At 41.5% G+C, this 20,900-nt stretch carries 20 protein-coding genes; 7 read left to right on the top strand and 13 right to left on the bottom strand.

From position 1 onward, the window contains the following. Nucleotide 1: 1 nt before the first annotated feature. Together Q0R88_RS12240 and Q0R88_RS12235 are read right to left on the bottom strand one after the other, a co-directional pair. Nucleotides 2–1,375: a TolC family protein gene (locus Q0R88_RS12240; protein WP_295716448.1), complete on the bottom strand. Its 1,374-nt coding sequence runs from the start codon at nucleotides 1,373–1,375 to the stop codon at nucleotides 2–4. Continuing rightward, a complete protein-coding gene (locus Q0R88_RS12235; protein ID WP_295716446.1) occupies nucleotides 1,359–2,006 on the bottom strand; it encodes a TetR/AcrR family transcriptional regulator in 648 nt (215 codons plus the stop codon). Before Q0R88_RS12235 ends, Q0R88_RS12240 begins: the two co-directional genes overlap by 17 nt. 535 nt (nucleotides 2,007–2,541) lie before the next feature. Here Q0R88_RS12235 and Q0R88_RS12230 point away from each other — a divergent pair. After that, nucleotides 2,542–5,001 carry a PIG-L family deacetylase gene (locus Q0R88_RS12230; protein ID WP_295716444.1) on the top strand — a complete coding sequence of 820 codons (2,460 nt, stop codon included), beginning with the start codon at nucleotides 2,542–2,544 and terminating at the stop codon, nucleotides 4,999–5,001. 632 nt (nucleotides 5,002–5,633) lie between these two features. On the opposite strand, the gene Q0R88_RS12225 is transcribed toward Q0R88_RS12230, so the two are convergent. The 8 genes from Q0R88_RS12225 to rsmA all read right to left on the bottom strand — a co-directional run bounded on the left by Q0R88_RS12225 (nucleotide 5,634) and on the right by rsmA (nucleotide 12,794). Beyond that, nucleotides 5,634–7,256 (bottom strand): NADP-dependent glyceraldehyde-3-phosphate dehydrogenase, encoded by a 1,623-nt coding sequence (locus Q0R88_RS12225; protein ID WP_295716443.1) that lies wholly within the window; start codon nucleotides 7,254–7,256, stop codon nucleotides 5,634–5,636. Nucleotides 7,257–7,351: 95 nt separating this feature from the next. Then, entirely contained in the window at nucleotides 7,352–7,630 is a 279-nt protein-coding gene (locus Q0R88_RS12220; RefSeq protein ID WP_295716441.1) for an Atu4866 domain-containing protein, read from the bottom strand. Beyond that, the gene (locus Q0R88_RS12215; RefSeq protein ID WP_295716439.1) at nucleotides 7,597–8,436 is read right to left on the bottom strand and encodes an oxidoreductase; all 840 of its coding nucleotides are present in this window, start codon (nucleotides 8,434–8,436) and stop codon (nucleotides 7,597–7,599) included. The genes Q0R88_RS12220 and Q0R88_RS12215 overlap by 34 nt, the downstream gene beginning before the upstream one ends. 63 nt (nucleotides 8,437–8,499) lie before the next feature. Next, nucleotides 8,500–9,231 carry an SDR family oxidoreductase gene (locus tag Q0R88_RS12210; protein WP_295716438.1) on the bottom strand — a complete coding sequence of 244 codons (732 nt, stop codon included), beginning with the start codon at nucleotides 9,229–9,231 and terminating at the stop codon, nucleotides 8,500–8,502. Nucleotides 9,232–9,258: 27 nt separating this feature from the next. Further along, nucleotides 9,259–10,092: an SDR family NAD(P)-dependent oxidoreductase gene (locus Q0R88_RS12205; protein ID WP_295716437.1), complete on the bottom strand. Its 834-nt coding sequence runs from the start codon at nucleotides 10,090–10,092 to the stop codon at nucleotides 9,259–9,261. 82 nt (nucleotides 10,093–10,174) lie between these two features. Then, complete coding sequence (locus tag Q0R88_RS12200; protein WP_295716435.1) at nucleotides 10,175–11,074, bottom strand: AraC family transcriptional regulator; 900 nt, start codon at nucleotides 11,072–11,074, stop codon at nucleotides 10,175–10,177. A gap of 397 nt (nucleotides 11,075–11,471) precedes the next feature. Further along, complete coding sequence (locus Q0R88_RS12195) at nucleotides 11,472–11,600, bottom strand: hypothetical protein (RefSeq protein WP_295716434.1); 129 nt, start codon at nucleotides 11,598–11,600, stop codon at nucleotides 11,472–11,474. Nucleotides 11,601–12,014: 414 nt separating this feature from the next. Beyond that, nucleotides 12,015–12,794, bottom strand: a complete 780-nt coding sequence (gene rsmA / locus Q0R88_RS12190; protein WP_295716433.1) for a 16S rRNA (adenine(1518)-N(6)/adenine(1519)-N(6))-dimethyltransferase RsmA — start codon at nucleotides 12,792–12,794, stop codon at nucleotides 12,015–12,017. Between the two features lie 513 nt (nucleotides 12,795–13,307). Between rsmA and pdxA the strand changes: the two genes are divergently transcribed. Both pdxA and Q0R88_RS12180 read left to right on the top strand, forming a co-directional pair. Continuing rightward, entirely contained in the window at nucleotides 13,308–14,363 is a 1,056-nt protein-coding gene (gene pdxA / locus Q0R88_RS12185) for a 4-hydroxythreonine-4-phosphate dehydrogenase PdxA (protein WP_295716431.1), read from the top strand. Between the two features lie 82 nt (nucleotides 14,364–14,445). Next, nucleotides 14,446–15,630: a DUF5009 domain-containing protein gene (locus Q0R88_RS12180; RefSeq protein WP_295716430.1), complete on the top strand. Its 1,185-nt coding sequence runs from the start codon at nucleotides 14,446–14,448 to the stop codon at nucleotides 15,628–15,630. Nucleotides 15,631–15,730: 100 nt separating this feature from the next. Here the strand turns inward: Q0R88_RS12180 and Q0R88_RS12175 are convergent, their stop codons facing one another. From Q0R88_RS12175 to Q0R88_RS12165, 3 genes are all read right to left on the bottom strand, one after another. Further along, on the bottom strand, nucleotides 15,731–16,030 hold the full coding sequence (locus Q0R88_RS12175; RefSeq protein WP_295716429.1) for a hypothetical protein: 300 nt from the start codon (nucleotides 16,028–16,030) through the stop codon (nucleotides 15,731–15,733). A gap of 242 nt (nucleotides 16,031–16,272) precedes the next feature. Beyond that, complete coding sequence (locus Q0R88_RS12170) at nucleotides 16,273–16,713, bottom strand: hypothetical protein (protein ID WP_295716427.1); 441 nt, start codon at nucleotides 16,711–16,713, stop codon at nucleotides 16,273–16,275. Between the two features lie 811 nt (nucleotides 16,714–17,524). Beyond that, nucleotides 17,525–17,848 carry a GYD domain-containing protein gene (locus Q0R88_RS12165; protein WP_295716426.1) on the bottom strand — a complete coding sequence of 108 codons (324 nt, stop codon included), beginning with the start codon at nucleotides 17,846–17,848 and terminating at the stop codon, nucleotides 17,525–17,527. 374 nt (nucleotides 17,849–18,222) lie between these two features. On the opposite strand from Q0R88_RS12165, the gene Q0R88_RS12160 reads away from it, so the two are divergent. From Q0R88_RS12160 to plsX, 4 genes are all read left to right on the top strand, one after another. Continuing rightward, nucleotides 18,223–19,026 (top strand): hypothetical protein, encoded by an 804-nt coding sequence (locus tag Q0R88_RS12160; RefSeq protein WP_295716424.1) that lies wholly within the window; start codon nucleotides 18,223–18,225, stop codon nucleotides 19,024–19,026. A gap of 178 nt (nucleotides 19,027–19,204) precedes the next feature. Further along, nucleotides 19,205–19,729 (top strand): DUF177 domain-containing protein, encoded by a 525-nt coding sequence (locus tag Q0R88_RS12155; protein WP_295716422.1) that lies wholly within the window; start codon nucleotides 19,205–19,207, stop codon nucleotides 19,727–19,729. A gap of 16 nt (nucleotides 19,730–19,745) precedes the next feature. Next, on the top strand, nucleotides 19,746–19,937 hold the full coding sequence (gene rpmF / locus Q0R88_RS12150) for a 50S ribosomal protein L32 (protein WP_295716420.1): 192 nt from the start codon (nucleotides 19,746–19,748) through the stop codon (nucleotides 19,935–19,937). A 16-nt stretch (nucleotides 19,938–19,953) separates the two neighbouring features. Beyond that, nucleotides 19,954–20,892: a phosphate acyltransferase PlsX gene (gene plsX / locus Q0R88_RS12145; RefSeq protein ID WP_295716418.1), complete on the top strand. Its 939-nt coding sequence runs from the start codon at nucleotides 19,954–19,956 to the stop codon at nucleotides 20,890–20,892. The last annotated feature ends 8 nt before the right edge of the window (nucleotides 20,893–20,900 follow it).

Below are 20,900 nucleotides of genomic sequence, written 5' to 3'. Positions count from 1 at the left end.
ATTATTTGTTGTTGATTCTTCCTGTTGATTTTAATAAAGTATAGTAAGCAAGACCTGCGTCGGCCTTAGCCAGCTCCAGATTTATCTGTGCCTGGTAAAGCAATGTTTCTGCATCGGCCCTATCTGTGGCTGAAGCTATGTTGCTTTTATATTTTGATTCGAGGATCTTGTTGTTCTCGCCTGCCTGCTCAATAGATGTTTGTAAAAGCTTAATCTTTTCCAAATCCATGGTCCAGTTCTGGTAGTTTTGGTTCACTTCGTCCTTAATGCGGTCAACAGTGATGCTTTTATTGATAACTACCTGCTCGCGCTCAATGCGGGCTCCGGTAACTTTGTTTTTATTGGTCCATATGTTGCCAAAATTCCATGACAGGGTTAAACCTACCGTTAGTGGAGTAATGTACTGACCGCTTTTAGGAAGTGGATTGGCGTTTAAATCAACATAATAAGCGCTTCCGGATGCCGCTAAAGTGGGCAAAGTATTGGCTTTTATGTTTTTGATGCTGGTTTCAGCAACCTTGGTACGCAAATCAGCTTGTTGCAATTCTGCACGGCTTGCGTAAGCGGTATCTAAATAATTGCTCAATGAGGCTACCGGCCTGTCGGCTTCAACTATCTGGTTAATGTTTAGTTGCGTGCCTTCTGGTAAGCCCAGTAACACATTCAGGTTATAGTTAATGATCCTGCGGTTGGTTTCAAGGTCGATGCCGTTTAGCTCAACATTTGAGCGTTGCAGTTGAAAACGCAATACATCATTCTTGGTAACCAAACCCTGTTCAAAAAACCTTTGCGATTGTTTGATCTGTGCATCAATAGTTGATAAATTTTGTACTACTACCTTTTTGCTCTGTAAAACCTTATACAGGTTATAATAAGAAGAGATAATGTCATAAGTGATCTGGTCCTTATCATTGGTTACATCCAAACGGGCAACCTGTGTAAGCAATTCAGTTGATTGCTGGGCGTATTTATATTTACCGCCTGCATAAATCACCTGGCTTAATGATAGTATGCCTAAATAGGCGTTGGCGCGGTCGGGTAAATTAAAGTTGCTTTCTCCAAGCGATAGTTTGTTGGCTGGTATTTCGGCATGGTTGTATCCGTAGCTTACTTTACCGGTTGGCAGCGCCGCATCTTTTGCCTGTTTGTATTGTGATACAGCCTGGTCAATTTTTGATTGCGAAAGCTTCAGCACTTTACTGTTATCAAGGCCCAGCTTAATGGCCTCATCTAAAGTGATTGTGCGGTCCTGGGCCGTTGCTGTTCCTGCGAATAGCAAACCAGATACTGCAAGGGCAGTACCATACCTCAAAAACACGCGGGCTGTGTTTTTCAACAGTTTAAGGTGGTCGGTTTTATTATTTTGAGTTGTCATTTTCATTAACTAAATAAGCTTTTAAAAGTCTTTTCATGTATGTTTTAATCCTGGGCTTCAGTTCTTCTTCCATAAATTTTTCATCACGAATATCATGGCCTATTATTAAGGAGGATAGCTGCGGCGTATTAATTATATAATTTTTGGTACCGAAGATGGTAGCTATCACCATGGGAACATCAATGTCTTTGTAGAAACTACCGTTGTTGAGGCCTTCTTCAATGATCTTCCTGATCTCAACAATGTTCACCATCAGTATTTCAGTGATCTTATCGGTAAGGTCCCAGCGCTTGTTCATCGATATTTCCCTGTTAATCAGTTTTTGAAAGCAGTTATTTACGATGATACGCTCCACATAATTATCGATGCATTTGTCAAGCTTGCACCATGCAGTCATGCTGTCGTCATTCCCGATGTTTTGAAGCAGTGTACGGAATGACGAGATCTTACGCTCAAAAATTGCCAGGAAGAGTCCTTCCTTTGAACCGAAATAATAATTGAGCATAGCCATATTAACACCGGCCTCACCAGAAATTGTACGGGTAGAGGCACCATCAAAACCGAAGTCAGCAAACACGCGTTCTGCTACGTCGAGGATGTGGTCTTTTTTGTCTATTTTATCTTTGTCCATTGTTTTAACGGCACAAAATTAATCAAACGATTGATTAATCAAAGACTTCGAACACCAAAAGTTAATCGTTTGATTAATGATTACTATTGAATGACAAAATTGTTTTTATCTGCTTTGATTTTTTTGAAATTGGCAATTATGTGTTTAAACAGTTATGTTATTGGCAATTGGGATGAGCGAAAATTCCGATATAAAAAGCTTAACCGGTGTCATGTTAGATAAGGGGCTACAGCAGCAGGGAAATCGTTTTTAAAATTAAAATCATTTCTGGCGCGAGTATGCAGCCGAGGCCGGAGAGGTGGCGTACTCGTGACTTTTTAGTTTATTCTAATTGATCCGATAGGGCAAAGTTGCAGAACAGTGAAAAGTCACGAGTACTCTGCCCGCATTCCCACCGCTGCATACTCGCGCCAGAAAATGTAACATTCAGGTTAAAACGATAAGACACATGCTGAAACCATGCTTTGCATCATGTCTCTGTTATATTCTTGATACATCAAATTGTAAATAGGTATCTTTCAATATATTTGTTTCCATGAAGCGTACCAACCTCGTTATTGCCTTATTATTTTTATATAACTGTGTAATTGCCCAAACCTCGCCGCCTACGGATATGGGTACCATTCAACAAAATTTTAAAAAGCTTAATACGCTGGGCAGCGTATTATACCTGGCGGCCCATCCCGATGATGAAAATACCCGCCTGCTGGCTTACCTGGCACAGGAAAAACATTACCGTACAGGTTACCTGTCTATTACCCGTGGCGATGGCGGGCAAAACTTAATAGGTAATGAGCAAAGCGAGCTTTTAGGGCTAATACGCACGCAGGAGCTTTTGGCAGCCCGCAAGGTTGACGGCGCCGAGCAGTTTTTTACCCGGGCCAACGATTTTGGTTTTTCAAAAGGACCCGAAGAAACCCTGAAGATATGGGATAAGGAAAAGGTTTTGGGTGATGTGGTTTGGGTGATCCGCAAGTTTCGCCCGGATGTGATCATTTGCCGGTTTCCAACAACAGGAGAAGGCGGTCATGGGCACCATACCTCTTCGGCTATATTGGCCAAAGAAGCATTTACAGCCGCTGCCGATCCAAGCCGTTATCCCGAGCAGTTAAAATATGTAAAGCCATGGCAGGTTAAACGCCTTTTGTGGAATACTTTCAACTTTGGCAACACCAATACTACCGCGCCTGATCAGTTTAAGATTGATGTTGGCGTATATAACCCAACCATTGGCAAAAGTTATGGCGAAATAGCTGCCGAAAGCCGCAGCAACCATAAAACACAGGGATTTGGCTCGGCTAAACAGCGTGGCGAATCATTTGAGTTTTTCAAGACTATTTTAGGCGATGCCCCGCAAACCGACCTGATGGATGGCGTAGAAACGTCCTGGAAACGTGTTAAGGATGGCGAGAGTATTGGCGAATCTATCAAGGTGATCAGGAGGAATTTTGATGCCGAGGCTCCAGAAAAATCAGTACCTGCATTGGTAGCGTTACTGAGTAGAGTTGAAAAGGTATCTGACGTTTACTGGAGAGCGCAAAAAACAAAAGAGCTGAGCAATTTGATAGCTGCCTGTGCGGGTTTATGGTTTGAGGCTTACGCCAGCGCTCCTACGGTTGCAATTCACGATACAATTAACTTTACTGCGCAAGTGGTGAACAGGTATAACGATAAGGTGAAGATTAATACGATAGGTGCAGGATACAATACTTTAAATTTAAATTCCAAAGAAGTACCGGCTAATCAGCTGCAAGTATTTAGCGGATCAACTATAGCCGATAAAATTACCCAGCCATACTGGTTAGAAACTCCGCATAAAACGGGCACATACAACATTCCGGATACAGTGGCCGGTAATCCGGAAAATCCAAATCTTACAATAGTGAACTTTCAGTTCATTATTGAGGGCAAGCCCGTAAATTTTGAACGCCGTTTATTATACAAATATGTTGATCCCGTTAGGGGCGAGGTTTATCAGCCGCTGGTTATTACTCCGCCAGTTACGGTTAATATGACCAACCATGTATTTATATCCTACGGACCATCATCTCAAAGCCTGCAGGTAAAGCTCAAGAGTTTTAAAAATGTACATACAGGAAGCATCCAGTTAAAATTACCTAAAGGATGGAAGGCTAACCCGGCCATCATTAATTTTAAGGATAAAAATAAAGGTGAGGAATGGACGGAGCAATTTACCATAACACCAACCCGCGAGGCGCAAAACGGACTTGCTGTAACAGGTGTTGCAGTTGATGTTGATTCGCGTTTATATGAGTATGAAATAAAGGAGATAAAATACGAGCACGTGCCAACTATCACCTTATTCCCGCCGGCGGAAGCCAAGCTGGTGAGCCTCGACCTGAAAACTGCGGGAAAAAAATTAGGCTACATTGCCGGCGCCGGCGATCAAATGCCCGAAGCTTTACACCAGGTAGGTTATGATGTGCATATTCTATCAGAAAACGAACTCATGAACAGCGATCTATCAGTGTATGATGCTATCATTACCGGTGTGCGTGCCTATAACGTGAATGAACGCCTGGCTTTTGAACAACCCAAATTGATGGAGTATGTTAAAAACGGCGGTAATCTGGTAGTTCAGTATAATAACAATTCTGGCTTAGTTACAAAGCAAATCGGTCCGTACCCATTTACCGTTGTAAACCGCAGGGTTACCGATGAGGATGCTGTAGTTACTGTTTTAGATCAGCAAAACCCGGTACTCAATTATCCTAACAAAATAACACAGGATGATTTTAAAGATTGGATACAGGAACGCGGACTATATTTTGTAACCGACATAGACCCTAAATACCAAACCATTTTCCAGATGAACGATAAAGGCGAATCTCCCCTGAATGGTTCATTAATAGTTGGCGACTATGGCAAGGGCAGGTTTGTATACACCTCGCTGGCTTTCTTTAGAGAATTGCCTGCCGGTGTACCTGGTGCTTACCGCTTGTTTGTGAATTTATTGAGTAAACCAAAAAATTGATTAGTCAATCTCAATTTCCCACTTCTTAGAGGCTGTCTAAAAAATGATTTATTAAATGTTTTTAGGCTGGTAATGAAGCTCATACCCCGCGTCATTGCGAGGCACGAAGCAATCTCTTTGCTGTACAGAGCGACTATGCAAGTCCGACCTGCCAGTGTAGAGATTGCTTCGTTCCTACCCATGACGTATTGGATTTTGAGGCGTGTGGGTCTGTCAGTCTGAGCCTGTCGAAGACTCGCGCGTAGAGGCCTTTGCCCGCTATCCTTCGACAGGCTCAGGATGACAGCCATTTTTGTTACGTCATTTCCCCTTCAGAGGCCACCGAATTATCTGACCTTTACAGCAATGACGTGTCTTCAAAAAACTTTTTGTCATGCTTCCTGAACGGAGTGAAGGATCTGTTATACGCCATGCTTCTTCGCCCTGTAAAGTCTGCTAATAGATCCTTCACTCCGTTCAGGACGACAAATTTTCAAACGTCATTTGACTTTTAGTGTCCTCCGGATTTTATGCCTTACAGCAATGACGACCTGTTTTGTATTTTTATACAGCCTCTTATAAACGGCAATCGCGAACTTACAGGATAAACCTGCATAGTTCGCGATTGCCGTTTAATGTTATGAAATTATTACCTACAATATAAACTTGGTACTCAGGAAATTGGATTCGTTGCCGTTCACAATTTGGTTGAGGATCTGTTTATTGGTCTCGGTCATTTTTGTAGTAACCAGTGATCGGATAGAGAATGATCTTAAGGCATCATGTACAGACAAGGTACCTTCGGCACTATCCTTACGCCCGGTAAAAGGGAACACATCTGGTCCGCGCTGGCACTGGCTATTGATATTTACACGGCTTACAAGGTTCACAAATGGGTCTATCAGTGATGCAATTTCTTTAGCGTCGTTGCTAAAAATACTTACCTGCATACCATGCGGAGAGTCTATCTGGTAATCAATTGGCTCCTCTATAGATTCAAACGGAACCACCGGGATAACCGGGCCAAACTGCTCTTCGCGATATAGTTTCATTTTTTCGTTAACCGGGTACATAATAGCCGGGTAAAAGAATGAGGCCACAGTTTCGCCGCCATTTTCATTAACGATGCGTGCGCCATGGGCAATGGCATCTTCAACAATATCGGTCAGGAAAGCAGGCTTGTGCGGCTCGGGTAGTGGAGTAAGTTTTACATCTTTATCCCAGGGTAAACCAAATTTTAGTTTGGCAACGCCTTCGCTCAATAGTTTTAAAAATTCATCTGCAACTTCCTTTTGTACAAATATCATTTTAATGGCAGTACAGCGTTGCCCGTTGAATGACAGTGCGCCCAAAATACATTCGTTAACCGCTTGCTGCAAGTCGGCATGTTTGGTAACGATAGCAGCGTTTTTGGCATCAAGGCTCAAAACAGCGCGTAAACGGTTTATTTTAGGATGGCGTTTTTTCAAATCATTGGCCACTTTGCTTGAGCCAATAAAGGCCAGCACGTTAACCTTGCCAGATGCCATTAACCCCGGTGTAACAACCGCTCCACGGCCATAAATGGTGTTCACCACTCCCTTGGGGAATGATTCCTGGAAAGCTTTAAGCAATGGGTAGTGTAATAACGTACCATGCTTGGGTGGTTTAAATAATATGGTATTGCCCATGATCAAAGCGGGGATCAGGGTGGTAAAAGTTTCATTAAGTGGATAGTTGAACGGGCCCATACACAGCACCACGCCCAACGGCGAGCGGCGGATCTGGGCGACCAGTCCCTCGGCCATTTCAAAGCGGGAGGAATGGCGGTCGATATCTTTCAATGCATCTATAGTAGCATTAATGTATTCGATAGTACGATCAAACTCCTTTGCCGAGTCGCCGTATGATTTGCCTATTTCCCACATCAGTAAGTTGACAACCAGGGCGCGTTGCTCGCTCATTTTATAAATAAATTGCTCCATGCATTTAATGCGGTCGGCAATACTCATGGTGGGCCATTCGCCACGGCCGTTATCATAGGCGGCCAAAGCGGCATCTAATGATTCAAAGGCTTCTTTTTCTGTACAAACGGGGTAGGTTCCTATTAGTTTTCGGGTAAAGCCATCGCCATTTAAAAAGCCAACGGGCGAGTAAACTTCGCTTACTTCACCATGCCATGGCTTCATTTCGCCATTGCTTAAATATTCGCGCTGGTGTACTTCTGTTATCCGGAATTCGGGCGGGATTAGGTTTTCCTCTACAAATATTGAACTGAGCTGGTCTTTAAAACTCATATTTTTCAGGGGTTTGATTTTTATAAAGATAAAAAAAGCCTGCTTTAATAAGCAAGCTTTTTATGGCGATTATGAATTATTGACAATTTTGCAATTCAGGCGCTCTCTTTATATAATACCATGCCGGCGTGATAAAAAACACCGTCCTTAAAGTCGCCATCGGCAGTAAAACCAGAGTCATCCAGGTATTCAACATGTTTACCCAAAATGTTATAATAGCCAGTGTAGGCGCTTTTTTTATTTCCGCGGGCCTCGTTGTAGCGGCCGTTTGGTAAAAACTCATGGCGTATATAACCGTCTTTGGTTACCCAAACGCCTATATGCTCATTGTTTTTCATTGTTAAAAACCAGTTGATGTTGTTAGTTCTTTCCATGTTTCAAGGTCTTTTTGTACCGCTGCTATTTTTTGGTTGGCCAGCTGATAGGCATCGGCGCCTAAAAATAAATTGAGCGGTGGGTTAGGGTCGGCTACAATTTTTATCATAGCTTCTGCGGCTTTTTCCGGGTCACCGGCCTGTTGCTGATCTAAGGGCCCCTGGTGTAAGTTTACGGTATCGCGCACAGCCTGGTAGGCATCTATTTGATGCTTAGGCACTACCAGTGATCCCGGCGATAGGAAACTGGTGCGGAAATAGCCCGGCTGTACAATAGTTACTTTGATGCCGAAAGGCTCAACTTCGGCCGCAAGTGCTTCAGAAAAACCGTTGACGGCAAACTTTGTAGAGCTGTAGATGCCGCCGCCCGGGAAATTACCTGTAAAACCACCTATTGAGGAGATGTTTAAAAAATGACCGGATTTTTGTTCGCGCAGGTAAGGCAGCGCTTTGCGGATAACATTTAATGAGCCAAAAACGTTCACTTCAAAATTATCGCGGGCTTCTGCATCGGTTAGTTCTTCAAGTCCGCCCAGCAAACCGTAACCAGCATTGTTTACTACTACATCAATTTTACCAAAGGTACTGATGGTTTTTTCGATAGCCTCCTGTACACTTGCCTCGTTAGTGATGTTAACCGCCAGTGGCAAAAACTGATCGTTGTTAACACCAACCGCGTTTTCCAGGTCGCTTATGTTTCTTGATGTGGCAGCTACTTTATAACCTCCATTTAATAACCTTTTTACCAGGCTAAGCCCCAATCCTTTTGAAGCGCCAGTTATAAACCATACTTTTTGATTTTCCATTTTATATTTTTTTAGATGATTTCACCTTTTGAAGGTGATTTCACTGATTAATGTTGTTGTTGATTATCGTGTTTGTCCAAGCGGCCTTAGGACTACATCGTTTATGGTGACATTGCCGGGTTGACTTATCGCGTATATTACCGCGTCGGCAATGGCTTCCTCATCCATTTTGGGCATGTTTTTTAAATTTCCATACAAGGCCTTGATCTTAGGGCTGGTAATATCATGCCCTAACTCTGATTGCGTGGCTCCCGGGAAAATGGTAGTTACTTTAATGGTTTGAGCAACTTCTTCGCGCAGGGTTTCCATAATGGCCTTCACTGCAAATTTGGTTCCCGAATAAACGCCAATACCCGGCGATGTTTTTATACCACCTACTGATGACGTTGCCAGGATATGGCCTTGTCCCCTTTGCAGCATGTGTGGCAACACGGCATTAATACCATATAACACCCCTTTAATATTGATATCAATCATGCGGTCCCATTCATCTACCAATCCTTCTTCAAAAAAGGAGAGGGGCATGATGCCGGCATTGTTCCATAATACATCCACATGGCCAAACTTTTGAATGGCTTGCTTAATAAGGTTATCCAGGTCTGTACGTTTACTTACATCTGTTGTTACATAAATGGCGTTATCGCCCAATTCTGCAACCATCGTTTTCAACTGATCTTCCCGGCGGGCAGCCAATACTACTTTGGCGCCAAGGGTAACTAATTTACGGGCCGCTGCCGCGCCTATGCCACTGCTGGCACCGGTAATTACAATTACTTTATCTTTAATGCTTTCCATTTTTTTTGTTTTGATAGATGTTTATCATTAAAAATCGGTTGAACAGGTGAGGTCTTCCCATTGGTGAATCTCTTTGTATAATCCATCAAGCTTGGTTAAAGCCCGGTTAAAGGCATCGCCACCCAATAATAAATATAGCGGTGGGTTTTCTTCATAAACCATGTTGATGATGGAGGTTGCGGCCTTCTCGGGGTCGCCGGCCTGCTCGCCATTCATGCTCAGGTATTTACAGTGCGATAACCTTACATCTTCATAATCGGCAATAGGGTTCTGAGTAATAGCCAGTGAGCCGGGGGTAAGGAAGCTGGTACGGAACGCGCCGGGAGCAACCACTGTAACTTTAATGCCCAAAGCTTTAACATCCGCAGCCAACACTTCTGACAGGCCGATAACCGCATGCTTGGCTGCCGCATAAACCGCCCAGCCAGTGCCGCCGGTAATGCCTGCAATTGAAGCGATATTGATGATGTGGCCAAAACGCTGTTTGCGCAGGTAAGGCATTACAAACCTGATTACATTAAGAGTGGCAAATACATTTATATCAAAGGCCTGGCGGGTTTCCTGATCAGTAACCTCTTCAATAGCGCCGCCAATGCCATAGCCGGCATTATTAATTACTACATCTATCCGGCCAAATGTTTCATAGGTATGCTGCAGGGCCAGTGATACACTGCTCTCGTTGACAAGGTTAACCTGTAGGGGTAAAAAATTAGTACTGTTTGAGCCAACTGCTTCGGTTAACTCTTGCTGATTCCTGGAAGTGGCGGCAACAAGCTGACCAGCATCCAGTAATTGTTTTACTAAACTGAGCCCAAATCCTTTGGAAGCACCAGTGATAAACCATACTTTGTTGTTGTCCATGTTTTTGTTTGTTTTGATAAAACAAAGGTAACATGGCAACAAAGGCAAAGCATTACGCTAATCAAACCAATGGTTACAAAATTCAAACATTTCTGAATGAAGAGGGCGTAAGTTGGGTATTTTTTTTGAAAAAATTATTGAAATGGGTAGGTTCTTCAAAGCCCAGGCAGTAACCAATCTCAGATATATTCCAGTCTGTATGTCTTAGTAATGATTTGGCTTCGCTTAGCAGGCGTTCGGCAATATGATCAGTTGTGGTTTTGCCGGTAGTTTCGCGGATGGCCCTGTTAAGGTGGTTTACATGAACAGATAAACGCGTTGCAAAATCATTGGCAGATCGTAGAGCAAAGCGTTGCGACGGGGTTTCAATCGGAAACTGCCGCTCCAGTAATTCTGTAAAAACCGATGTGATCCTTGATTTGGCATCGGCATGTTTGTAAACATTTTCGGATGGCTGGGTTTTAAGGGCATAATAGCACAGTTCGGTAACGTAGTTACGTATCAGGTCATATTTAAAGTCATAGTCGGAGTTAATCTCCTCTGTCATCTTTAAAAATAAACCCCTTACATATTCGTTCTGCGCCTCATCTAAAGAATATACCGGCTTTGCGCCCAGGCCAAACATGGGCAATTCGCTTATACCACCCCTAAATCTTTCGGCAAAAAACGACTCGGTGAATATGCAAAAGAAACCCGACCGGTTATCACTCATATGCTCAAATGTATAAGGCACATGTGGGCTAAAGAACATGAGCGAAGTACCCGAAAGCGTGATGCTTTTATCGGCGTAATGAATAATGTTTTCACCATGCATCAGGCTGATCTTGTAAAAACTTCTGCGGCTATAAGTAACCGGTTTGGCGTTGGGGCCAATGCAATCTTCAATCCTGAAAACATTAAAATGCCCTATGTTTTGCTGCAGATTGTCTGGCAGCCAATCAAATTTTTGGCGATAAAAATCCTCAAGTGATTCAGTGTTCATATTCAAAATTACAAAATTCAAACCGCATGTCAAGCGGTAGTGTAGTTTTTACATAAAAATCGCACTGCTTTTCGGCCAATAATTACAAATTTTAAATAACTTATAGTCAAATTTTTATCGCTTTTGTGCAAGTTCGGGCCAATTGCATAAAAACTTTGTATGGAATATGCAAACTTAAAATTCTACTCACGGATCGAATCTGAGTGGGGCCTTCTGAATTTTACCAGGCACTTTTTGATGTAAGTAAAAATATCATAGTCGCTCATTTTTTTCACCTGTTCAATGGTAGGGCGGTATAGGTTATTAAAGTTGAACAGCGAATCGGCCTGCAGGTTGGTGAGTTGGGCTACCCTTTCGTCACTGAACCGGCTATCTATATACTTTGTCTGTTCATCCTTTAGCAGTATCCGGCAAACGTACTTACTGTTACCGTGGTTGGTTTATGGAAGTCTTTAAAATCTTTAATACATGAGGTATTGCCTAAAAGGAAGGCTAATCCTAAAATAAAAGTTATTTGAGTTTTCATGATATTGTGATTTAAATAAAAGATAACCTATTTAAATACAAACTTAAATAGGCACAGGAAAGGCTGAAATGACAGTCGTTACCAAATGCAGTGATCCTTGTTACTATTGAGAAAGCTGGATTGATTTCCCATTTCTGGGTAAGCATTCTTTTTTATTTGATAAGGGCGTTAGAATTTCCCTGACAGCAAGTGTCCGGGACGTACGTTGTCGCTTTTAAATAGGATAGTGGAGATTCAGCAATATCTTTACAGCGCAGTTTAGCCGTTCCATAAATTTGGAGGTCAATGAAATTAATTTTACAGTTTGATGGATTTGCCACCCGTTGCAGTTGGCTTCAGCCAACGGATATAAGCATCAACAGGTTTCGGCTTTAGCCGAATTTTCGCTATGCTTTAGCTTTTTTTCACTCAGCCCTACCGCGCAGCTGCTACCTCATTGGTAAGCTTCACAAAATCTTCCACGCTTAATCGCTCGGCCCTTAGGTCAAGCGTAGGGTTTTCCGTCATTTTTTCTTTGTTGATGAGGGATGATATGGCATTGCGCAGTGTTTTGCGGCGTTGGTTAAAACCGGCTTTAACTATCAGCCAAAATAGCTTTTCATCGCAGCCCAAGTCTGCCGCACTGTTGCGGGTAAGGCGGATCACGGCGGATAGCACTTTTGGCGGTGGATTAAAAACGCCTGCCTTTACAGTAAATAGATATTCCACTTTATAATATGCCTGCAAAAATACGCTCAGGATGCCGTACTCCTTACTGCCGGGCTTGGATGCGCAGCGTTCTGCTACTTCTTTCTGGAACATGCCAACCACCTCAATTACCTGCTGGCGGTTATCGAGCACTTTAAACAGTATCTGCGACGATATGTTATAGGGGAAATTGCCAATAATAGCCAGCGGACCATCAACTATGGTTTTAAAATCCATCTCCAGAAAATCGGCATTGAAAAGGCGCGCACCCAATTGCGGGTATCTCTTTTTCAGGTAATGGAATGATTCTGTGTCGATATCAATCATCGATACCTCATACTCCGGTTTCTGCAATAAAAAATCCGACAGGATGCCCATCCCCGGACCAACTTCAAGCACGTGCTTGTACCTGTCATCTGGTTTAAGGCTGTCAACAATTTTAGCTGCTATGTTTTTATCAGTAAGAAAGTGTTGCCCTAAATGTTTTTTTGCCCTTACCAACGTCATTATTAATCAAATATTTGAGCAAATTACGTCATATTTGTGCTTTAATCAGGAACAAATCTTTTATTTGTAGCTTGAAGGAGTATTAAGTAGTTAGTATCAAGTATCAAGACAGGGAGAAAAGGTGAGTGCAGATGGATGAATAGAGAGTGGTTAGATAAGGTAAAAACTCTGAAAATCTGTTGATCTGATGAATGGCAAATGTGAAAAATAAAGGACTTGTGAAAAATCCAGGTTCAGACAATTGCGTTAGGGATTGAAGTGGATACCGGCCCGCCAGCTGGCGGATACCGGCCTTGAGCAGTATGAACGTAAAGCCCGCCCGCAGAGAACGCCCCGGAAAGACTGAACAATCAAGGGGGTTTTTGGATTAAACAATAAGGAAATAAGAAAAAAATAAGCCTGAACGTAATTTTAGGTAAACCAATATAAATTAATCACGGTTATCATTAGTGAAATCACCCAGAATAAAATCGGTGAAATCCCTCAATAACCGGTGAAATCATAAATAAAAAAATGAGCGATAAAATAAAAGTAGGTATCAGTATAGGTGATGTGAATGGTATAGGTTTAGAGATTATTATAAAAACCCTGGCCGATAGTAAAATTTATGATTATTGTACACCCATTGTTTATGGCCATACCAAAGTGGCGTCATTCCATCGCCGCGCTACCAGTGTGAGCGAACTTAATTTTCATGTTATAAATGATCCGTCGCAGGTTCAGCATAAAAAACCCAACATGATCAATTGCTGGGAAGAGGATGTAAAGATTGAACCCGGCGTAGTATCAGAAGCGGGTGGCAAGTATGCTTTTAAATCATTGGAGCGCGCAGTTTATGATTTAAAAGAAGGTTATATTGATGCCCTGGTTACGGCGCCTATCAATAAAGATAATATCCAGAGCGATCAGTTTAATTTTCCGGGTCATACAGAATATTTGCAGGAACGCGATGGCGCTGCAGAATCATTGATGTTTTTGGTGAGCGATACCTTGCGTGTTGGCGTGGTTACCGGTCATATTCCTATCTCAAAGGTATCGGAAAGCATTACCGGCGATAAAATTGTGGCTAAGCTTAAGTTAATGAATCACAGCCTTCAAAATGATTTCTGGATTCGCAAACCTAAGATTGCTGTACTGGGGCTAAACCCGCATGCCAGCGATAATGGCCTTATTGGTAATGAAGAAAAAGATACCATTATACCGGCTATTGAAGAAGCCCGCAATAATGATATACTGGCCTTTGGTCCATACTCTGCCGATGGCTTTTTTGCCAACGGAACTTATTTGCAGTTTGATGCTGTACTGGCTATGTATCATGACCAGGGCCTGATACCTTTTAAACAAATTGCGTTTGAAACCGGTGTTAACTTTACTGCAGGATTAAACTTTGTACGCACGTCACCAGATCATGGAACCGCGTATGATATTGCAGGCAAAAATATGGCATCAGAGATCTCTTTTCGCGAGGCATTATTTACGGCTATACATATTGTAAAACACCGCAAAGAAACGCTGGAGCTGAACGAAAACCCACTTGTATTTACCAAGCTAAGCCGCGACAGAGACTAAAAAATGGTCAGGTAACTATAATGTTTCAATTTAATTGCCGTTAAGTTAAAACATTTGCTTTGTTAATGCACTTACTCCCATAATGAATAATTTCACGGACAGGATACGATCTATTGATGCCCTTCGTGCTGTTACCATGTTGCTCATGATATTTGTGAATGACCTTGATGGCATCCCGGGCACACCACAATGGCTTAAACATGTTGCAGAAAACGCCGACGGGTTGGGACTTGCCGATACAATTTTTCCTGCGTTTTTATTTATTGTAGGCTTATCTATTCCTTTCGCGTTTCAAAACAGGTTAAAAAGTGGCAACTATAAAATACTATCCCGTATAGCAAGCCGCTCATTTGCGCTGGTATTTATAGGTTTTTTTCATGCCAACATGGAAACCTATAATGAACATACCACCATACTGCCCAAACCTGTATGGGAAAGCCTGGTAACTTTCAGCTTCTTTTTTATTTTTTTAGATTACGGTAAAGAAACCAGCAATCTTAAGCGTTACCTGCTCCAGGGCGTAGGTGTGGTGTTACTGATAACCATGTCTGTACTCTACAAAACCAGCGACCCCGGGCATACCTGGCTGCACTTTACATGGTGGGGTATATTGGGGCTTATTGGCTGGGCTTACCTTTTGTGTGCACTAATTTATTACTATTCTGGCGGGCATTTATGGATCCAGGCTGCCGCATGGATCTTCTTCATGTTTTTTAACATGGATGTTCATTTTGGTTTCCTTAACTTTTTGGCACCGGTGCAAAAATATGTATGGATAGCAGGCAATGGCGCCATGCAGGCCTTTACCATGGCGGGGGTGTTTGTTTCTGTGCTGTATATGCGTCTTAAGGCCAATAACGAGCTTAAGATGTTGGGGACGGCACTTTTCCTCATGGCCATTATACTGTTCAATATGGGCTTTATTGTGCGCTATTTTAGCGGTGGTATTTCCAAAGCGCGGGATACCCCTTCCTGGGTACTGATATGTACCGGGATAAGCCTCATTGTATACGCCATATTTATTTATGTGGTTGATTTTAAGCATAAGTATAAATGGTTCAAGATTATTGAACCCGCGGGTACAAATACTTTTACCTGCTATATAGTGCCGTTTTTGTTTTACCCTATGTATGAAATGAGCAACATAGGCTATCCCGAGTACCTGAGCGAGGGCACAGGGGGGCTTATTAAATGCATTGTGTTTGCATTTGCAATGGTTTGGTTAACGGGGCTGCTGGATAAGATAAATATCAGGCTGAAGATATAGATTTTTAGATGGCAAAAGGGAAAAGGTTAAAGGTTTTAGCTTTTCGATTTCGTCTTCACGGGTGCTGCATACCCTATTTTTTTATTTTACGGCTATGTAGTTAATGCGCTATCTCCAAAAGATGAGCATTATCTACGGGACGAGTCCGAGAGTAATGTTTTGGGAGTTGATTTTGCGGGGATATGCTTTTGTGGGTTGATAACTTTTGTTTTTTATCTGATTGTGGCTTTTCTAAGGGCTTGTCATTATGCTTGTTGAAAAACTCATATCCAGCAATTAAACCACCTAATATAGTTGCTATAGAAGCTGATACTTTTATGAAATTTAGAATTTTGTCGAGCCAAATGGGATTTAAAGCTTTTGGGTTTTTCTTATAAAAATCCCACCCTTTTTTACTCAATGTAATTTCAACTTTGATAAGAGATAAATAATTCCAATTGCTATCGTATCGGGTATTTAAAGGAGTTTAGTTAACAAAACTATTAATGGGTCCATTTTTTTCATTAACTCAAAATATTTGTCTATATCTTGATTGACCTCATACCATACTGAATTATCACTGTCTGCGAAGTACAGTTTGATTAAATCAGATACATCGGTTTTTTTCATCCAATCCACCGCCTTTTAGTATCTTTTTCATGTTCACGGTATAACTACTGTAGTTCCCTTACCGGCGGGATAACTAAAGTTTCCCGCATTTATACCAAGTATTTCGCTTTTGTAATAAAAAGTTATTATACCGGTACCATTATTAGCCACATCAGCTACCACGTTGGAATTTATAAATATGCTACACTTTTGCCCTTTAGACACATCTTTAGTATAATATGATTTGTTGCCGTACAGATTACTAATTTTCATTAGCGTATCAGTTGGTCTGTTATAATCAGTAACAAATATTGTTATAGAAGTTTTGGCAGTAAGGTTACTTACAGCTAATTGCAATCCGTTGGCATTTGCAATACTGTAATCAATTTTAGCAGGTGGATCAATGGTTTGAGTGGGCGGAGTACTATCAGATTTTTTGCAGCCGGAAAAGGCCATTAGGCATAGGAATGCCAACGAGGTTAGGTTTTTTTTCATTGTATCGTATTTCGAATTAATAAGGTATGGCGCAACTATGGCATTATTAGCTCCCATGCGTAATTTGGGTAGCAATATTGATTAGCATAATTTGTTTACGTCGCTTAATTTAATTCATAATCAAATTAAGCGACGTAAATATAGTCTACACATAGTCAACTTTCACAAAAATCTCAACTTTACTAAGATGAAACGCCGCGACGAAATTAATCATCGAGGATTTCGGGTTGGATGTACCCGCAAGTAAAAAACTATTTAACAGGTAATTAATATCTGATATTCGATTTGGAAGAAAAAAATATTTTATATCGCGGAAATGGCAATTAAATTAAAAGGCCTAAATTACATTGGTAATTTATACATCAAATGAACCTGATCGCCAAAAACAAAATAGTCGATTATATTAGGCAGCATCCCGAAGCCCAAACCGCTTTTTTAATATGTCTCAAGGAACACCCTTGCTATCTGAAGTATCCCCGTTGTTTGAATGTCTCCGACTTCGAACAGCGGGGGCTTATATAACTTATAAAAAAGAAAGTCATTCCGAACTTTTTTCGGGACCCCACAGGACAGGCAACCTGCATGAAGTACACTTAGCAGATGAGATGCCGATCCGTCAGCCGACGGACCGGCATCTCATCTGCTTTTTAACTTTGATACTCCCTCAGACTGATGGGAAAGCCGCTATAAATTTTAAACGCGATTTCCCTGCAGTTTCATTGTTTTGCCCCGCTTTTGCCAAACCTTTTGTAATGTGCTGTACTTTCGTTGGTAACCAAATGAATATAATTTATTGAGCAAAATACTATTGTTAGCTTTTACCCGGAGCCCGGTAACTGACAGTTTTTTTAGATGCTGCGTCAATATCGGCTGCTGTAAGTAATACAGTGGTCGAAATCCTAACAAGACCTGAACCATTAACTGCTAGCCCAACAGCCACTGCAGAAATATCATCAGGGAGTTCTACAATAACGTACACATCTTCCTCCCCAAAGGCAAAATAAAAGGACTCCACTTTACCTCCCATTCCTTCCAGCATTTTTTCAATGGCAGTTCTGCGTCCCGACCCGCCCTCTTGAATTAACCCCTTTGCTCCATCGGAGTTATAAGTTCCTTTAATCAAATACTTTTTCATGATTGTTATGTTTGAATTACCCTACTCTTATGGCTTTTCGGAAGCGCCCCGTTTTTAAAATGGTCTCTGGTCTCCATTTGTGTTGAGAAACAATGTTCGTTTAGAGAATGCTTGCAGTATAGCACATAACGTTCGGGGCTTACGAATGTGGGGGAAATAGAAATCCGTCGGCCCCGCTAACTAAAGTTAAAATTATAAATAAAAGTTGATGATATTCATAGTTAAATTAATAACATTCAGTATGTTATGTATGTAGATTGAAAAATAAAAGTTGAAACACGGCTTCCGGTCGCCGCAAATAAAATAGTTAATGGCAAGGGGCGCTGGCAATTAAATTAAAAGACCTAAATTACATGGTATAATTTTTACATCACATGAATCTTATCGCCAAAAACAAAATAGCCGATTATATTCGGCAGCATCCCGAAGCTCAAACCGCTTTTTTAATATGGCTCAAGGAACACCCCGATAGTGAGGCCAAAGGCATAGTTGATATGCTTGGAAGACCGCACATGGAGCAGCTGTTCACTGTTATGGCTGGGGTAGGCCACGGCGATTACCAGGTAGAATGCCGTACCAACTATCCGCTTAAAACTACATATATTGTATGGGCAGGTTCAATTAAAGAGCTAAAAGCCCGCGAGCAGGCGCAAATTGATCAAATTCGGGCCGAAAACCCTGGTTTGCAAAGTGTGGTAAGTGTTAAAATAACAGAGGTGATGCTTATTCCCCCGCCTCCAGTTTCTTTCAATGAAATATCGTCAGGTAAAACTGTTCAGCAAGCAATAGCCCGGCCGATTAAGCAGTCGGAATCCCCTATCCAACCGCCTTATATTGAAAGTGATAAAAATTTTAAACCAGCGACCCAATATGAAGAAGCTTTAGCCCGGGCGGTAGCGGTTTTCGAGTCGGAGCCGGACACGCCTGAGTTTGATGAACTTGCAGAATTGATACCCCTGATAGCACATTATGAACAAGTTAAACTCGGGCTTCCTGAATTGAAGATGCCGGATGTGGTGAAATATAAGATGGAAATGTTAGAAATTGCGCCGCAAAATTTACCGGATTTTGTTGGTACCGCAGAAGAAATAGATTTATTCCTGGCCGGCAAACAACCCTTACCTGATGAAAAATTAGAGAGGTTATGTGATTTTCTCTGGATAAAATTTAGAATTTAGCTATGATTTGGACACTCCAGCACCTAAAACAATGCGATGATTACCGGCATCGTTGTAATACCCTTTTACCCTTCACCTTTCGCCTTTTACCTTTTGAATCTTCCGCCTTTTAGCTTTTTCAAAAAACACTTTCCACTTATGGTATTTTTCCCTACATTTGCGGGCTAATTGTTGCTCATTGAAATCGCTTAGAACATATTCGATTCCTTTTACAGGACTTAAGCTGGGGAAACACCAGTTTGAATTTGCTGTTGACGATGCTTTTTTTAACGAATTTGAATATTCACTGGTTAAAAAGGCTAACTTGCAGTGCTCTGTAGATTTGGACAAACAGGAAACAATGATCATCCTGAATTTTGTGATCAAAGGCACCGTTGATGCAAACTGCGACAGGTGTTTGGCCCAATATCCACAAGTGTTGGATATTACCGAACAACAGATTGCTAAGTTTAGCGAGGAGCCTATTGATGAAGATGATGAGATCATCACCCTTAGTAAAAATGATCATGAGATCAATATCGCAGGGTTAATATATGAATACATTAACGTTGCCATGCCATTTATATCGGTGTGTAACGATGAGGGTAACACTTCATATTGTGATACAGAAATGCTTGAAAAGTTGAAAAACCTTTCAGGAAACGAAGAACAAACCGAGCATACAGACCCACGGTGGGATGTACTCAAGAAAATAAATAAATAATAAATATAACAGGATCATGCCACATCCAAAACGTAAAATATCCAAATCAAGAAGAGATAAGCGCAGAACACATTACAAAGCTGTAGCGCCATCATTAACTACCTGTCAAACTACAGGTGCAATCCACTTGCCGCACAGAGCTTATACTGTTGATGGTAACCTTTACTATAACGGTAAAGTACTTATTGAGAAAGCAGCAGTAGCATAAGTTTAATTTTCTGAAAATGAAGATTGGCTTAGATATTATGGGCGGTGATTTTGCTCCCAAAGCAACTGTTTTAGGAGCAATCGAAGCTTATAAGGCTTTATCTGCTGACCAAAAACTGGTACTTATTGGAGATAAAGAAGTAGCTGCTACTATTCTTCAGGAAAATAATGTTAGCCCCGATCATTTCGAGTTTGTTCATACAACCGAAGTGATTGGCATGGGCGAACATCCCACAAAAGCTATTGTTCAAAAACCAAATTCGAGCATTTCGGTTGGTTTTCAATTGCTTAAAGAGGGTAAAATTCAGGCTTTCTCGTCGGCGGGGAATACTGGTGCTATGCTGGTTGGCGCTATGTTTAGCGTTAAAACCATTCCAGGTGTAGTACGCCCTGCAATGACAACTATTGTACCCAAGCTTAAAGGGGGTTTGGGTATTTTGTTGGATGTAGGTGCCAATGCCGATTGCAAACCCGAAGTTTTATTGCAATTTGGCGTATTGGGCAGTTTATTTGCCCAGGCGGTATACAATATTAATAATCCGCGTGTAGCGCTTATGAATATTGGTGAGGAGGAAGAGAAGGGAAATATCCTTTCCCAGGCCACTTATCCGTTAATGAAAGAAACCAAGCTGTTTAATTTTGTTGGTAATGTTGAAGGCCGCGACCTGTTTAGCGAAGGGGCCGATGTTTTTGTATGCGATGGTTTTACAGGTAATGTAATACTAAAGCTTGCCGAAACTTTTTACGTTATTACGCAAAAAAAACAATTTAAGGATGAGTTTTTTGATAGGTTTAACTATGAACAATATGGTGGCAGCCCTATCTTGGGTGTAAATGCCCCTGTTGTTGTTGGCCACGGGATATCAACCCCAGAGGCTATTAAAAACATGGTGCTTTTATCAAAAAACATGGTTGAGAGCTGCCTGGTTGATAAAATAAAACAAGCTTTTCAGTAAAAATATAA

It is taken from the genome of Mucilaginibacter sp., from assembly GCF_025362475.1.
In the GTDB taxonomy this organism is placed as follows: Bacteria; Bacteroidota; Bacteroidia; order Sphingobacteriales; family Sphingobacteriaceae; genus Mucilaginibacter.
The sequence above is the reverse complement of the archived record's forward strand: the minus strand, read 5'-3'. Positions and strand labels throughout refer to the sequence as shown.

What these genes read in the sequence shown, in the direction of transcription:
- Q0R88_RS12240 (WP_295716448.1), bottom strand. Translation starts at nt 1,375, where the DNA reads ATGACAACTCAAAATAATAAAACCGACCACCTTAAACTGTTGAAAAAC.
- Q0R88_RS12235 (WP_295716446.1), bottom strand. Translation starts at nt 2,006, where the DNA reads ATGGACAAAGATAAAATAGACAAAAAAGACCACATCCTCGACGTAGCA.
- Q0R88_RS12230 (WP_295716444.1), top strand. Translation starts at nt 2,542, where the DNA reads ATGAAGCGTACCAACCTCGTTATTGCCTTATTATTTTTATATAACTGT.
- Q0R88_RS12225 (WP_295716443.1), bottom strand. Translation starts at nt 7,256, where the DNA reads ATGAGTTTTAAAGACCAGCTCAGTTCAATATTTGTAGAGGAAAACCTA.
- Q0R88_RS12220 (WP_295716441.1), bottom strand. Translation starts at nt 7,630, where the DNA reads ATGGAAAGAACTAACAACATCAACTGGTTTTTAACAATGAAAAACAAT.
- Q0R88_RS12215 (WP_295716439.1), bottom strand. Translation starts at nt 8,436, where the DNA reads ATGGAAAATCAAAAAGTATGGTTTATAACTGGCGCTTCAAAAGGATTG.
- Q0R88_RS12210 (WP_295716438.1), bottom strand. Translation starts at nt 9,231, where the DNA reads ATGGAAAGCATTAAAGATAAAGTAATTGTAATTACCGGTGCCAGCAGT.
- Q0R88_RS12205 (WP_295716437.1), bottom strand. Translation starts at nt 10,092, where the DNA reads ATGGACAACAACAAAGTATGGTTTATCACTGGTGCTTCCAAAGGATTT.
- Q0R88_RS12200 (WP_295716435.1), bottom strand. Translation starts at nt 11,074, where the DNA reads ATGAACACTGAATCACTTGAGGATTTTTATCGCCAAAAATTTGATTGG.
- Q0R88_RS12195 (WP_295716434.1), bottom strand. Translation starts at nt 11,600, where the DNA reads ATGAAAACTCAAATAACTTTTATTTTAGGATTAGCCTTCCTTTTAGGC.
- rsmA (WP_295716433.1), bottom strand. Translation starts at nt 12,794, where the DNA reads ATGACGTTGGTAAGGGCAAAAAAACATTTAGGGCAACACTTTCTTACT.
- pdxA (WP_295716431.1), top strand. Translation starts at nt 13,308, where the DNA reads ATGAGCGATAAAATAAAAGTAGGTATCAGTATAGGTGATGTGAATGGT.
- Q0R88_RS12180 (WP_295716430.1), top strand. Translation starts at nt 14,446, where the DNA reads ATGAATAATTTCACGGACAGGATACGATCTATTGATGCCCTTCGTGCT.
- Q0R88_RS12170 (WP_295716427.1), bottom strand. Translation starts at nt 16,713, where the DNA reads ATGAAAAAAAACCTAACCTCGTTGGCATTCCTATGCCTAATGGCCTTT.
- Q0R88_RS12165 (WP_295716426.1), bottom strand. Translation starts at nt 17,848, where the DNA reads ATGAAAAAGTATTTGATTAAAGGAACTTATAACTCCGATGGAGCAAAG.
- Q0R88_RS12160 (WP_295716424.1), top strand. Translation starts at nt 18,223, where the DNA reads ATGAATCTTATCGCCAAAAACAAAATAGCCGATTATATTCGGCAGCAT.
- rpmF (WP_295716420.1), top strand. Translation starts at nt 19,746, where the DNA reads ATGCCACATCCAAAACGTAAAATATCCAAATCAAGAAGAGATAAGCGC.
- plsX (WP_295716418.1), top strand. Translation starts at nt 19,954, where the DNA reads ATGAAGATTGGCTTAGATATTATGGGCGGTGATTTTGCTCCCAAAGCA.